Source organism: Bradyrhizobium sp. CCGUVB1N3 (assembly GCF_024199925.1).
In the GTDB taxonomy this organism is placed as follows: Bacteria; Pseudomonadota; Alphaproteobacteria; order Rhizobiales; family Xanthobacteraceae; genus Bradyrhizobium.
The window spans coordinates 7,621,762-7,635,789 of sequence record NZ_JANADR010000001.1; the positions used below are offsets into that span (position 1 = coordinate 7,621,762).

The following is a 14,028-nucleotide window of genomic DNA, read 5'->3' on the forward strand; positions in this document are numbered from 1 at the left end:
CATGCACGAGCCAGAACGGTCCAAACAGAGCAGCTGGGTCGGGCGGAGTCTAGCTTTGAGCGACGCGTTTTCGCGCGAGTTGTGCGCCAGGGCAGGGCGTCGGTTCGCTCACAAATCAGCATGCCGATGCCGTTGGCTTAGCGAATTCACATATCCGGCAGAGAAGAAAACCGTCCTCTCCGTTCATGCGATCGACAATCTTGCGGAAAGTCGGTCCTTTGAAGAGATCTTGATATTCATCGCGGAGAAGATTGCCCAGGATGTGGCGTCGCTCAAAATCCATGCAGCAGAGGGTGACGTCGCCGTTTGGGAGAAGAACATTACGATGTTCTCGTTCGTCGACACATGTTAGTGCTCCGACGATCGGCTGTCGTGCCTCAACGATCTTTGGATCGACGCTTCCACCCCTGCTGCTCAGCGGACGCGAACGAACCAGCGCTTGCTCGGGGATTATGTCGACAAGCTCGGGATGAACCTCACCCATGACTATGAACAGCATCGATGGAATGTCTGCGTCGACCAGTTGACGCATCAAATCGACATACTTGCGCCTGACCAGGCGACTGTTCATGTAGGTGCCGTCATCAAACACGTGCACCAGGAAAACTCGGAATTGCAGCGCTTGCAAGCGTCGTAGATTCCGCTCGTTCATTCCTGCGAGTGTCGTGAAAATTCGGATGCCATGGCCAGCTGCGTAGGCATGCTCAACCATTTCGGTGCAAGCCGGATTGAGCCAGGGCTCTGAGTACCCGGCAAAGCTGATGTCGACAGCTGCTGGTACGTGCGAAAGGCACCTCTTGAAATCTTCGAGACGAAGATGCTTTGCGTGGGACACGGCTCTTTGCCGTTCGGCGAACTTGTCCTGAGGACAATAAGAACATCGGACGACGCAGCCTGTGGTCGTCGTTATCTCCAGGACCCTGCCGCCAAGAGGGATTGCAGCGCGCAGGTTCTGTATATTCTCCGGGTATGATTCAATCATTTGCAGGGTTCTCCGGAATGGCCGGAACAAAGAGCGTTCCGACGCAGGACCGCCGATTTGCGTTCTTCATGAGGGCTTACTCATGCACGTTCTCGGTCGTGCATGTTCTCGGATGACTGGGCGATAAAGGCGACAGAGCTCACGACGAAACGATGGTTGGATCGAGATATCCCACCTGGTGCGGCTTTCCTCCCGCCCATCCAATTGAAATCCCGGCAGGGGCACGGATCTGCCGGAGCAAGCGCACCGAGCCCGGGACCAACTCAATGTCGAGATTTCTGCGAGTTCGGTAACCGCCGGCGCAAAATCCACTCCCCAGTACGCCGGCATTGGTCATTGTTCTCTCAGTCCTCCCACCTCTTGCGATAGAAATTGGCCATGCCATTGAAGCTCGCACCAGTGGGCAGTCAATCGGCTGAATTGTCACAACCAGCGTTGGTCCGGGTTCATGCGATCGAGATCGTACAATGTAACGTCACGTACGATTCAAGCTCTCTCGAGAGGGGGCGGAATGGAGCGCGCACTCGATCCATTAAGCCTGACTACTTCGCCGTTGGTATGGCGATCGACAACGATGAATAGACCCAGGTGGGCCTGATTGCATCTTCTGGACTGAACCTTAATCCGGTGATGAGACGACCCTTGCAGGTGTGAGATTTTATGCACCTATCAGCGTGGCGCAATTGCGAGACTTCGCGCGCATCATTAGGCGCTTCGTCGAATCTTCCGGCTCCCGCTAGCTTGCTCGCCGAAGAAGCGGCGGATGATGCGCTTCAAATCGACCCGAAAAGTACAGTGCTTCTTTCTGTCGACGATCCATCGCGAACCTGCTTTGCCATCGCTTGACTGCAAGCATCTATCGAGGTCCCAGGGATCGTCTGCCTGACATGGGCCGCCATCACCACGGGTCGCGCTCGCCGCCTGTATACGATGCTGCTACCGTCCAAGCTCCGTCGGATGCTCGGTCGCGCGACGATACCCTGCTTCATGCTCTGTCTTCGCCATGCTCTGTTAAGCTGAGCAACGCCTGCCCGTCAGCTTGGGATCAGCTTGTGTGAGTATCATTCGCAGCCGGACCTAAGCAGCCTCAGTTCTCTGCGAAGAGACTTGACGCCGAAGGGAAGCGAAAATCACCATGCACAATCGAATCAGTGGCCCATCCACATTCCTCAACCATGCTCACGAGCCGACTCAGTCGATGGACAGCGACCGCTTTCGGCAAACATTGGCGGGCATGTCGTCCCGATCGGTGCCAGATCCCCATGCAACTTTGTCTTCGGCGCCAACACGGCCGTATTCGCTCGTTTCCCAACCTCCTGTCATGGAATTCGAAAGGCTACCATTTGGCAGAACCAGGCAAAATCTCACCTCGCGGAGGAGGCTGCCACCCGGGGAGTTGCCCGACAAAATGGGGTGCTGCGTCAGCACGCCACAGGCCACGGATCCACATGATCCCGGTACATCCTCTACGGCGAGGCCGATCACCCCCCTGTTCGACTACAGGACGGCCGAATTGCACGAAGCAAATGTAGACGGCATCTGCGTCGGGTTGACTGCGGAGTGGCTCCGCAATCTCCACAACAGCCCATCAACTCGAATGAGTGCGCTAACACCCGGATCACAAATTGTACTATTCAGCTGCTGAGCGGCAGGAGGAGTATCAAGACGGCAAGGACCAGTTGCGACTCGAGGGATTGGGAGATTCTCAGGCAGACTTAGAGGCACAAAACAGCATGTTGCGGCGAGCAGGCCTGAGACCATCCGGAAAGGAGAAGGTCTACCAATTCGGCGAGCATTCGAGCGTCTCGCGCATGCTTGGGAAGATCACCAACGACGGATCGGAGTATTTGCTCACTTTGTATTTCGCCGAAGGAGGCTCACACACAGTTGCAACAGCGGCGCAGGGTGGAAGAACCACACTCTTTGATCCTAACTATGGAGAATTTACTGTTCACTCAGAGGAGATGGAGGACTTGTTCCAAAGCCTCGCCAATCGTTACAGGGACCCCAACGGGCGGCATTTGGCGACAGTCACCACACAGAAGATGGAATGAGTCGGGCCTGCAAGCTCGTGGCATGTTCCGCGTGGTGACAACCACGGCACAGCCTCGTTCCGTCAAAAATGCGGCAATCGACTCCGTGCGTACATCACGGCTGCCGGTTGCGGAAGGCGGAGCGCTGGGCGTTGGGTGAGAGCCGGCGCTGGCTGCGAGTTTGAGCGGTGCGATTGGGGATAGCCGGTACGGGCGGTTGTTAGTTTGCGCGGGTGACCTCGTGGCAGAGGACGCGTCGGCTTTAATCGTTGTCCGGCGCCTTTGTGCCCTGCCGAGCTAAGGCGCCTACGCGTGGGTTCCTTTTGGGCGTTGTTACCTTCCAATGGGCGGTGAAGTGCTCAGCTGGCTCGGCCTAGAAAGCGATCAGCATCTCGTTGTCGCGCCGCGCCCGAGGTGGTAAGCGTATCGCGGCTGTGCATCGGCTACCCTTCTGTTGCGGATGTCCGGACTACAATTCCATGGCGGGGTCATGTGGTCGACCACAGCTCGATAGACTGAGCGGTGCCTGCGGTCGCGGGAGTGACAGAAGTTTTGTGTAAGAGCGCCTCTGTGAGAAGTTTGCGGGGGCAGCGGACTGACCCCATGGGGTCAGTCCGCTGAGCCTGCAAAGCGCTCGCCCAACTGGATCGCACATTGGCCCATCGCGGCCGTCCATGCAACCGGTCGTCGCCAATGGATGCGTGGATTTCTGATGGCGAAGTAAAGTAGCTTCATCGCCGCCTCGTCGTTGGAGAACTGCCGCGCGTCTCGATGATCTTGCGCAGCGAACGGTTCAGCGCCTCGACCACGGTGGTGGTGTCGATCATTTTGCGGATCTCCGGCGCAAAAGCGAAGAACGGAATGACGTGCTCCCATGCCCGCCGCCAGGCCGCCCCTTCGCTGAATTGTGCTTCCCCACTCGGCTTCAAAGTCCTCCGAGCCTGAGCAGAGCGGCATCGGCACTCTCGGCAAGATAGATCGCCTTGATCGAGGGCAGGGTCCACGGCATCTGCTGTCAGATCTCGCAGGTAAGACGCGCGACCTTCGTGCTATCTACCTGTCGCATCTACGGCCGCAGTCTCTAGGTGACATTGGGCTTCAAGCTTTGTGGCTTCCTCGCCCGGATGCGGACGCTTCGTATGTGCTTCCTGTTCGTCATGCCGGTACTTTGATTACAGCTTCCTGCGGATCTCGCTTCGTGACGATGCCCTTGCTGTTCGGCTAACGGTTCCTATCACCAAGGTCCATCGAGGACTCACACCTCCAAGTCATCGACCGGAAACCACTTCGGTCAAATCGCGCCAAGTTCAACGAGTCAAAGCCTCCATGTCGAGTCGAGGTACTCGGTCTGCGTTTTGGTGGTTCGAATCATATCAAGCGGCCTCGGCGAGCTTGTAGGACCAGGTGTGGATGACTGGACACCGATTGACGTCGTCGATGCCGGCCATGATGCGCTCCTTGAGTTCGTGTTTTGAGGTCACCCGGATGTGGCGCAGGACGGAGCGAGCGAATTTGGAGAAGAAGCCCTCGATGAGGTTGAGCCAGGAGCCGTGCTTGGGCGTGAACGTAAACTCGAAGCGACCTGCCGGTTGTGTATCGAGCCAGGCTCTGGTTTCTTTCGAGATGTGTGCGGAGTGATTGTCGAGAATCAACTTGATCGCGGTACCGGCCGGATAGGCAGCATCGATAAGTTTGAGGAATTCGATGAACTCGCGGCTGCGGTGGCGGTCTTTGACGAGAGCGTGGACCTTGCCGGTCAGCAGATCGATTCCAGCCAACAAGCTGAGCGTGCCATGACGTCTATACTCAAAATCGCGCGCAAAGGCCGGATAGACGCCTGGCACAGGGGGCAAATCCGGCGCCGTCGTCGCGATCGCCTGGATTCCCGGCTTCTCGTCGTAGGAGACGATCGCCACCCGCTTGCCCGATTTCTTCGACCTGGCTGCGCTCTTCTTCAGGATCTGGACCTCGCGATAGACACACAGGACCTCCGCCATTTTCTGCTCGAACTCGGCATCGCGACGCTCCAGATAGTAGCGCACCTTGTGCGGCTTAATTTCCTCTTGGCCGAGAATCTTGCACACCGTGCCCTGGACCAGGTTGGCAACGCATTGGTGTCCCGCCGACGGGCCATGCTCACGCGCATGGCGTGCCAGCAGCCGCGTCGTCCACAGCTCGTGCGGGTAGCCGTGCTCCTTGGCCTTGTCGCACGCCAAAGACACCAGCCAGGCCTTGGCCTCCGGCGTGATCACCGGCTCCTTGCCCGGTCGCGGTCGGTCGTCGAGTGCCGCCAGCGCACCATAGGCTACCGCCCGCTCGACGCAGCGGTGAACCGTCTGATGATGCACACCAAGTCTTCGTCCCACGGCAAAGAACGACGGGTTCTCGCGATAGGCCAGCAGCATTGCTGCCCGCGACACCCGGCTCGCCGACTCGGTTCGAGACCGCGAAAGAGCCGTCAACGTTTCAATCTCCTTCTCAGTCATCGCCAACTCGACTGCTTGCCGCCATGTTGCCATGATACCAACCCTCGTTCGGACAATCTCAAAACGAGGAATCCACGAACACCCTTCCAGTTCCGTGCCGGCTTCATGGAATCGGTCGTCTAGCGTCCCAATCAGGTTCTGCTGTGGTCCGCCTCCGACATCGGACGATATCCCTCAGTTCTTGGGTCACGAGCGTATCCCGGACGCACCGTGGAAGAAATCAACGTCGCGGCTCGCTTTCAGACCCGTCAGCTTCTCGAAAGAAAACTGTCATAATATCAGAAGTGCAGATCGGACACTCGCTGTTCCGATCACAAAGCTCGTCAAACGGAGGACCTGGGATGGACACGAATATCAACCCGCTGGGCCCCAATCGCGCCGAAACGTCGCATCCCATGATGGAAGAGCAATGGGCGCAGCAAGCAACCTTCGAGCGCCACTTGAGCGAGCCGCAACAGAGTAGACGTCGTCAAGCCGGTGCAGGATCCTCGCGTCGCATATTGTCTGCGGATCAGGCGGATCCCACGGACATGGCGACCCAGGGACGACATATGAACCTTGTCCTCGTCTCGAACCGAGTTGCGGATGGCAAGCCGAATGAGCCGGCGACTGGTGGGCTTGCCGCGGCCCTACTCCCGGTGGTTGAGGATTCCGGCGCCGTTTGGATGGGTTCATCGGGTGATCCCAGTCAGAACTCGGGCGATCCCAGTCAGAACAAAGCGTCCGTCCACGAGCTCGGAAATGGCGCGCTGGTGAAACTGGAGCTGCCTGAGGCCGAATATGCGGGCTACTACGACGGCTTTGCAAATTCGACGCTCTGGCCCGCACTGCATTCCCTCAGCGAGCGGATCTCGGTTTCGAATTCTGACCGCAATTATGAAAGCTATCACACGATTAACGAGATCATGGCGAATGCGTTGCTCAAGTTTGGCGACCGAGATGCGTTCTGGGTGCACGACTATCAATTGCTGGTACTCGGTGCCAAGCTGCGTGAGAAAGCTATCGACCGGCCAATCGGATTCTTCCTGCATACGCCTTGGCCGGGGCCAGATGTATGGCAGCGAGTGCCTCACCATGATGAGCTCATCGAATCGATGATGGCGTACGATCTTTTAGGCTTTCACACCGAGCGGGACTGTCGGAATTTCCTCGATTGTGTCCATTCCGATCTTGGTCTGAGAAGCAAGGACGGTGTGGTGGCGTCCAGCCGCGGTCTCACCCGCTGCAAGGTATTTCCGATCGGCATTGATGCAGATCAGTTTGCCCAGTACGCTGCAGAGTCAACATCGAATTCCAAAGTCGCCTCACTGCAGAGCGGCCTGAATGGCGAGAAGCTTGCGGTTGGCGTCGACCGGCTCGATTATACGAAAGGTCTCCACGAGCGGATCGAGGCTTTCGATCAGCTGTGGACCGAGAGGCCAGGCAGCATCTCGCTCTTGCAGGTAGCAACGCCAACGCGCGCCAAGATTGAGATGTACAGCAAATACCGAGACCGGTTCGTCGAAGACGCGAATGCGCGTCATGCTACGGACGATTGGATTCCGATAAGACATCAGGTTGAGGGCGTCAGCCAGAAGGTGCTCGCTGGCCTCTATCGCGCCGCGCATGTTGCTGTGGTGACACCGATACGTGATGGCATGAACCTCGTTGTCAAAGAATATGTCGCTGCGCAAGATCCGAATGATCCCGGCGTGCCGGTTCTGTCGAAATATGCAGGCGCAGCCGACGAACTCAAGGAGGCATTGCTCGTTGATCCGAAGGACATCTCCGGCATAAAGCGCGCGATCTTAGAGGCCATGGAGATGCCCCTCGATGAACGCCGCTCACGCTGGGAGGCGATGATGAAGACGCTTCGAGAAAATTCACTCCAAAACTGGTCGGCCAATTTCGTTGGGGAATTGGAGAACAGCCGCTTCGTCGCGAGGGTGCCTCCGAATCGGCTCGGCAATATCGGCCTTGGCAGGACCGCCGAGACCCAATTTCCGAGCGAAGTGCTGGAACGTGCCCGTGACGTGCTGATGCGCCCATTGAGTAGAACCCCGCCTCCGACTGCGTTTGAGCAATCGACAAGCTCGTATCTCGGTGGACAGTCAGATCCGGCAGACTCGGAGTATGATGCGGAAGCCTCCTCCAGAGCATCTCCGACGCGCTGACGAGCCCGATCGTACTGATCGCAATCGCGTCGACCACGTACAGCGGGCCGTCGCGGCTGGTCGCTTCGCTCGATCGTATCAGTGCGGGCGCGCAGCCTGATCAAGCGCTCTAACGATCCCATTTGAGCACTTGGAGTTGAGGCCGGTCCCTGCCGGGACATTTTCGGTGCGACGAAAGTGTGTCCCTTTCTTCCGGGCGGCAGCTGGCTCTTTTATTCGTATGGCGATATGAAGGAAACGGCTGTTGATTAACGGTTGCTGACGACGTTCGCTTCAACCTGATCAAAGATGGAGATCTCTGAACCCTTTTGACCTGCCACTGCGTATTTCCTCCAGATGGAGTTAGAGTCCGGCCCACAGAAGGACGGACAGATGAAGCGAGCAAGGTTTTCGGAAGAGCAAATTATCTCGATATTGAAGGAGCATGAGGCTGGGGCGAAGACGGCTGACCTGGCTCGCAAACACGGGATCTCCGAGGCGACAATCTACAATTGGAAGGCCAAATTCGGCGGTATGGACGTCTCCGAGGCCAAGCGACTGAAGGCCTTGGAAGAGGAGAACGCAAAGCTCAAGAAGCTTCTGGCTGAGCAGATGCTCGATGTAGCGGCCCTTCGCGAGCTTCTTTCAAAAAAATGGTAGGGCCCGCCGCCAAGCGCGCTGCTGTCGCGCATCTGCAGGCCGTCATGAGCCTGTCGGAGCGGCGGGCCTGTTCGATCGTCGGGGCCGACCGAAAGATGATCCGCTATTGCTCCAGCCGCCCTCCAGAGGCAGAGCTGCGAAGCCGGCTGCGCGATCTCGCCAACGAGCGGCGCCGCTTCGGTTACCGTCGGCTGTTCGTCCTGCTGCGGCGGGAGGGTGAGCCGTCGGGGATCAACCGGATCTACAGGCTTTATCGGGAGGAAGGACTCGTCGTCCGCAAGCGGCGGGCCCGCCGCAAGGCCGTGGGGACCCGGGCCCCGATCCTGGTGGAGGCCAAGCCCAACGCGCGCTGGTCACTGGACTTTGTCCACGACCAGTTTGCCAACGGTCGGCGCTTCCGCATCCTCAACATCATCGATGACGTGACCAAGGAATGTCTGGGGGCGATTCCCGATACGTCAATCTCCGGACGGCGCGTCGCCCGCGAACTCACGGCAATCGTCGAACGACGCGGTAAGCCGGGAATGATCGTGTCCGACCATGGCACCGAGTTCACCTGCAATGCCATGCTCGCCTGGTGCAAGGATGCCGCCATCGACTCGCACTTCATCGCGCCTGGCAAGCCGATGCAGAACGGCTTCATCGAAAGCCTCAATGGGCGCATGCGCGATGAGCTGCTCAACGAGACCCTGTTCTTCGACCTCGACGACGCCCGCGGCAAGATCGCTAACTGGGTCGCCGACTACAATCTCCGACGCCCTCACTCATCGTTGAAATACCTGCCCCCCGCGGCCTATGCCGCCCACCTCACCGCAACGGACGATCGGCTACGCAACCCGACCAGCTCCGCCGATCGTCCGTTGCTCCACCCGCGCCACTTGGCGTACAAAACCCCGAGACTCTAACCGTCGCTGGATGAAAACTCAGTGGCAGCTCACTTTTACCGAAGCCTTTCCGACCGAGCTGCTCTCACGAAGCATGATTGCCAGAAGCGGCGCATTTGCGGTGGTGAGTCAGGCTCTGTATCCAACAGGGGCTTGCGATCTGGAGCCCCTGCGGGATCTGCCAGAGGTATTCGGCCCATATGCCACTTGCTACAACCGCTTCGTTCGCCGAGAGGAGGGCTGGTGTCTGGGGGCGCATCATAGACGCACTTGCTTCTGCCCATGATGCCGCTGCCAGATGATCGAGCGATGCAGGCTCTTTGCTCAGGAGCCATGCGGGGGAGGCCACCGCACATTTGGCGCAGCCGTCGATGAGCTTTGCGCGCGGGCGGCCGTCTATCGGTAGACGGTCGCTTCGCTGCCTTCAAAACCGCAGAGCTTGACCTCTGTCAACAATTGGCGACGCGCGGCGTCACCCTCTTCCCAGCGCTTTTCCAGATAATCTCGGAAAGGACCAACGAGGACGGATGCTGCGGGTCGCTGCCGGTGCTGCAGAGTCACCGCCTGCAGCAAGCAAGCGCTCGACTGTCCTCACGCTCATGCCGATCCGCGGCGCGATCCCGCGCGACGACGGGCGGTCGCGTGCAAGTCGAGGATTTCGCCATAGTCGTTTGTGAAGAACGTTTCTGAGCAGCGTTTTTACGCAAGGTGTGGTTGCGATAGGCGGCGACAGAGTATCCATAACAGGCCGCGTAAAAGTTCCGCGAGCCAGCGTCGGAGCAGGCTGAAGTTGTAGCCGGCGGCGGCGAGCACGGCGTTGATGCGGTCGCCGTCGCGGCCCTTGAGATGGTTACGGCGCATCCGGTGGTCGTCCTTGAGATGGCCAATCACAGGCTCGACGGCGGCGCGACGCCGCATCTCGCGACGGATCGCTTTGGTGACACGGCGAACTTGGCCGCTGATCCAGACCTTGAACCGGTCGGATAGTTGTGGCCACGGTAGCCCTTGTCGCCGTGGATGCGGCGCGCTGCAACACCTGTGAGCTTTTCGAGGTCGGCGATGACGGGACCGAGCGTGTGGCCGTCATAGGGATTGCCGTGCAGGGCCTTGGCATGCAGCACAAACTGCCCGCCTTTGGGCGCGGTGGCAGGCGTGGCAAGCGAGACTTTGCAACCAATCTATGGACCACGCCCGCGTTGCAAGAGGAATCAACAAAAGGATGTAGCGGTCTGCGCCAATCTATCCGGCTTCAATTTGAGGCTGTCGCCTCGAGCCAATATGGATATCCGCCCACTCCTGTCCTCAATAACTCGACGGCCTCGACAAGGGGCCCATGGCTGCGAACCAGGCTTCAGAAGTGTCGGTGGAACCGTTTCTCCATTCGTCCTTTCCGTCTCGCAAACCTCGGCGGGATATTGTGCCCTTCCGATTGAGATCGTGGATCCTTCTTCCCGGTCGTGTGTCTTAGGCGGTCTGGCCTAAGAAATTGGCGTCGTAGTCACGGCCCTTTGCGAGCATGCTCCAGGCCATGCGCGCGAGTTTTGCGGCCAAGGCGACAACCAGTACATTCGAGTGGAGCCGCTTGGACGCTGCTTCCAACCAGGCTCCAAACCCGTGCCTGGACCAAGTCTGGCGCCTCAGAAGCACGGCTCTGGCCCCTTGAATGAAGAGCGTTCGCAGGTACCGGTTGCCGCGCCTCGATATGCGGCCGAGAATGGTTCGATCGCCGGTCGAGAATTGTTTCGGTACCAGACCAAGCCATGCCGCAAAGTCGCGGCCCTTGCGAAAAGCATCGCCAGTCCCGATCGCGGCGAGCATCGCGCTTGAGATGATCGGTCCGACGCCCGGCGCAGTCATCAGCCGATGACAGTGTGCATGCTGCTCGGCGAGCTCGTTGATTTCTTTCGTAATTGATGTAACCCGCCGGTCGAGATAGCGCCAGTCCTCGACCAAGTCCTGAACGAGCTGAACTACTCGAGGCGACAGGTTATCCGAGGGCATTGAGAGAAGCTGAGGAAGCGCCAATCGGAGTGCTGCCGCTCCCTGCCGAACCGGCAGCCCTCGCTCGAGTAGAAAGCCCCGGATTTGATTGATGACCGCTGTTCGCTGCGTCACCAGTCGACTGCGCACTCTGTGGAGCGCCTGCAAATCGAGCTGCTCCGTCGATTTCAATGGGACGAATCGCATTGTCGGGCGCTGAACGGCTTCGGCGATGGCTTCAGCGTCACGGAAGTCATTCTTGTGACCCTTGAGGTACGGCTTCACATATTGTGCTGGCAAGAGCCGGACTTGATGGCCTAATTTTTCGAGCCTCCGACCGATGTGGTGTGCTCCTGCACAAGCCTCCATTCCGATCAGGCAGGACGGAACATTGGCCAGCGACTGCTCCAGCTGATTTCTCGATCGCTTCTTGCGTAGGGCGATTGCTCCCATAGCATCGAGCCCCACCACATGGAATGTGTTTTTCCCTAGATCGATGCCAATCGTGACAATGTTCGTAGTGGACATGGCTTGTGCTCCTTCTCTTGCCGGGGCTTCATGTTGCCGCTGAGAGCGGGCGTGGTCCATGCCATTAACTCGTAAGGTGCCCGCCCTACCATGATGGCGGCGCGCTTGGCCACGCGCAGATAGCTCTGGCGCAGTTCGACGCTCTCGCGTTTGGCCAAATCGACCAGCTTCTCGATCGCCCGGTGCATAAGCCGCCCATCGCTCGGATGCGCGATCGCCTTCTCTTGGACGGTGGTGTCCACAACGACCCGCTCGAGATATTTGGTCGCGATCGCCCCAGTTCGGTGCGCCACCGAGAGGCTTTCTTGCAATAGCGCAGCGATCTGCTCCTCACCCAGCCGCTGGCGCCAGCGGGTCAGCGACGAGCGATCGAACGGCAGGTCGTGCCGGAACACCACCTCGCCGCAAAAATACTGAAAAGACGGGTTCTCGACCCACCTGTCGCACAGTGCCTCGTCAGAGAGATTGTGCATGTGCTTGAGGATGAACAGTCCGGCTACCAATCGTGTCGGCAACGGTGGCTGCCCCGGCCCGAGGCGACAGACCGAACTGAAGCGTCCCGCCAGGAAGTCCCAATCGATCTCCGCCGCCAGACGCACCAACGGATGGCGAAGGTTGATGATCTTCTCCAGAGATGGACGAAACAGATCGTCCTGACGATCGTCGCGCGGATGGCTCATGGGTTCTCCCCAACAGCGAATCTCGCCGTCAAAGGAATCACGAAGTCGCCAAATCCGGAATCTGGAGGGTTCTGTGAGGTCGCGCTCACGCGAGGGCGCGGCAGGCGCTTATGACGCGACCTCATTGAAGCCGGATTGAACGAAGGCGCGGGAGGCTATGCGCGGTTTTGCAGCTATGGGGATTGTTTGAGATCGCAATGCCCGATGTGCTGGCCCGGCGCGTGAGGCAAAGACACGGGATGTGCGCATCGAGGAAGAGTTGAGATCAGACGCGCTTCGCCGGAGATCGCGATAGGCGTTTTGCTGCATCGGACCGTTGTTGTCGCGCAGTGTGACAGCACGGATTCGACATCGTCCGCGATGATCGAGACGTTGGGAGCGAAATGACGAATGATGATCGTCGTGCACGGCATGACTTGGCTCACGATGTGTCGCATCGGAACGGTGATGTTCGAGGGCTGGGGCGTCTGAAGCTATGTCGAAAGCGCTCAATGATGCGCATGACGCCACCACAATCGGGACAGGCAGGAACCTCGGCCCACGTCAGGGCTTCCGAATCCACAGGCGACGGCTCGCCATCGTTTGATGCTGTCCGCTCACGCTCGAGAAGTTTGCGGCAAAGGGCGAGTTTGGCAGCGCGATGGCCGTTGGCCATGAAGCCGAAGTGGCGGATGCGATGGAAGCCATCGGGCAGCGTGTGAAGAAGGAAGCGGCGGATGAACTCGTCGGGCTTGAGCTTCATGATCTTTGTCGCGCCGTTCTGGCGGTAGTCCTTCCAGGTAAAGGCGACGTGATCTTCGTCGAGGGCGACGAGCCGGCTGTTGGCTATTGCAACGCGATGGGTATAGCGGCCGAGATAGGCCAGCACCTGCGCGGGGCCGCCGAACGGCCGTTTGGCGTAGACGACCCAGTTGATGTGTCGCATAGCGACGAGGTGAGCTGCGAAGGCAGCAGGCTCCGCCAGGGATGCGAGATCGCTGAAGAAGTTCAGGGTGCCAGCGTCGAAGGCGGAGGTCAGACGTTCGAGGAACAGGCGTCTGAACAGCCGGGCGAGCGGTTTGATGGCCAGGAAGAAGTTTGGTCGGCTGACGATCCAGCGCGCGCCATCGGGCGAGAGGCCGCCACCCGGAACGACGCAATGGACGTGGGGATGATGCATCAGCGCCTGCCCCCAAGTGTGGAGGACGGCGACGACGCCGATCTCGGCACCGAGCCGGCGTGGATTGGCGGCGAGTGTCGACATCGCCTCGGCGGCAGCTTTGAACAGGATCGCATAAACGATGGCCTTGTTCTGAAAGGCGATCGCGGCGATCGGAGCCGGCAGTGTGAAAACGACGTGGAAATAGGGGACCGGCAGCAGGTCGGCTTGACGCGCGGCGAGCCACTCGGCCCGGGCTGGCCCCTGACACTTCGGACAGTGCCGGTTGCGACAGGAATTATAGGCGATCCGCGTCATGCCGCAGTCGTCGCAAGCCTCCATGTGGCCGCCGAGCGCCTCGGTCCGGCACGCCACGATCGCGCTCATCACGCGCCGCTCGACCCGACCGAGATGACCGGCACGGTCACGACGATAGGCGTCGCCATGCCAGCGCAGGACATTGGCGATCTCGATGGCGGGTCTGGGTGGGCGGACGTCGGGGCGAGCCATAACCCGCATCCCGAC

General features: G+C 59.2%; 9 protein-coding genes and 4 pseudogenes. 5 read left to right on the forward strand and 8 right to left on the reverse strand.

From position 1 onward, the window contains the following. Positions 1-115 precede the first annotated feature (115 nt). A complete protein-coding gene (locus NLM33_RS36225) occupies positions 116-982 on the reverse strand; it encodes a radical SAM/SPASM domain-containing protein (RefSeq protein WP_254103257.1) in 867 nt (288 codons plus the stop codon). Between the two features lie 1,408 nt (positions 983-2,390). On the opposite strand from NLM33_RS36225, the gene NLM33_RS36230 reads away from it, so the two are divergent. Then, positions 2,391-2,627, forward strand: coding sequence for a YopT-type cysteine protease domain-containing protein (locus NLM33_RS36230; protein ID WP_254106074.1), 237 nt, complete (start codon positions 2,391-2,393; stop codon positions 2,625-2,627). Further along, positions 2,608-3,036 carry a YopT-type cysteine protease domain-containing protein gene (locus tag NLM33_RS36235; protein ID WP_254103258.1) on the forward strand — a complete coding sequence of 143 codons (429 nt, stop codon included), beginning with the start codon at positions 2,608-2,610 and terminating at the stop codon, positions 3,034-3,036. The genes NLM33_RS36230 and NLM33_RS36235 overlap by 20 nt, the downstream gene beginning before the upstream one ends. Before the next feature lie 710 nt (positions 3,037-3,746). Here NLM33_RS36235 and NLM33_RS49835 read toward each other — a convergent pair. Together NLM33_RS49835 and NLM33_RS36245 are read right to left on the reverse strand one after the other, a co-directional pair. Then, the gene (locus tag NLM33_RS49835; RefSeq protein WP_371930028.1) at positions 3,747-4,019 is read right to left on the reverse strand and encodes a transposase; all 273 of its coding nucleotides are present in this window, start codon (positions 4,017-4,019) and stop codon (positions 3,747-3,749) included. 369 nt (positions 4,020-4,388) lie between these two features. Further along, positions 4,389-5,435, reverse strand: coding sequence for an IS630 family transposase (locus tag NLM33_RS36245; protein WP_254103259.1), 1,047 nt, complete (start codon positions 5,433-5,435; stop codon positions 4,389-4,391). Between the two features lie 407 nt (positions 5,436-5,842). On the opposite strand from NLM33_RS36245, the gene NLM33_RS36250 reads away from it, so the two are divergent. From NLM33_RS36250 to NLM33_RS36260, 3 genes and pseudogenes are all read left to right on the forward strand, one after another. Beyond that, positions 5,843-7,654, forward strand: a complete 1,812-nt coding sequence (locus NLM33_RS36250) for a trehalose-6-phosphate synthase (protein ID WP_254103260.1) — start codon at positions 5,843-5,845, stop codon at positions 7,652-7,654. A gap of 372 nt (positions 7,655-8,026) precedes the next feature. Continuing rightward, a pseudogene (locus NLM33_RS36255) lies at positions 8,027-9,212 on the forward strand (IS3 family transposase). Between the two features lie 118 nt (positions 9,213-9,330). Then, positions 9,331-9,476 (forward strand): annotated as a pseudogene (locus NLM33_RS36260) (transposase); the annotation flags it as partial. A 97-nt stretch (positions 9,477-9,573) separates the two neighbouring features. Here the strand turns inward: NLM33_RS36260 and NLM33_RS36265 are convergent. The 5 genes and pseudogenes from NLM33_RS36265 to NLM33_RS36285 all read right to left on the reverse strand — a co-directional run bounded on the left by NLM33_RS36265 (position 9,574) and on the right by NLM33_RS36285 (position 14,013). Further along, positions 9,574-9,750, reverse strand: coding sequence for a hypothetical protein (locus NLM33_RS36265; protein WP_254103261.1), 177 nt, complete (start codon positions 9,748-9,750; stop codon positions 9,574-9,576). A gap of 126 nt (positions 9,751-9,876) precedes the next feature. Beyond that, positions 9,877-10,352 (reverse strand): annotated as a pseudogene (locus NLM33_RS36270) (transposase); the annotation flags it as partial. A 289-nt stretch (positions 10,353-10,641) separates the two neighbouring features. After that, positions 10,642-11,685: an IS110 family transposase gene (locus tag NLM33_RS36275; RefSeq protein ID WP_254103262.1), complete on the reverse strand. Its 1,044-nt coding sequence runs from the start codon at positions 11,683-11,685 to the stop codon at positions 10,642-10,644. A gap of 80 nt (positions 11,686-11,765) precedes the next feature. Continuing rightward, positions 11,766-12,365: pseudogene (locus NLM33_RS36280) on the reverse strand (transposase); the annotation flags it as partial. A gap of 421 nt (positions 12,366-12,786) precedes the next feature. After that, positions 12,787-14,013, reverse strand: a complete 1,227-nt coding sequence (locus tag NLM33_RS36285) for an IS91 family transposase (protein WP_254103263.1) — start codon at positions 14,011-14,013, stop codon at positions 12,787-12,789. Positions 14,014-14,028 lie beyond the last annotated feature (15 nt).

What these genes read in the sequence shown, in the direction of transcription:
- NLM33_RS36285 (WP_254103263.1), bottom strand. Translation starts at nt 14,013, where the DNA reads ATGGCTCGCCCCGACGTCCGCCCACCCAGACCCGCCATCGAGATCGCC.
- NLM33_RS36275 (WP_254103262.1), bottom strand. Translation starts at nt 11,685, where the DNA reads ATGTCCACTACGAACATTGTCACGATTGGCATCGATCTAGGGAAAAAC.
- NLM33_RS36250 (WP_254103260.1), top strand. Translation starts at nt 5,843, where the DNA reads ATGGACACGAATATCAACCCGCTGGGCCCCAATCGCGCCGAAACGTCG.
- NLM33_RS36225 (WP_254103257.1), bottom strand. Translation starts at nt 982, where the DNA reads ATGATTGAATCATACCCGGAGAATATACAGAACCTGCGCGCTGCAATC.
- NLM33_RS36230 (WP_254106074.1), top strand. Translation starts at nt 2,391, where the DNA reads ATGGGGTGCTGCGTCAGCACGCCACAGGCCACGGATCCACATGATCCC.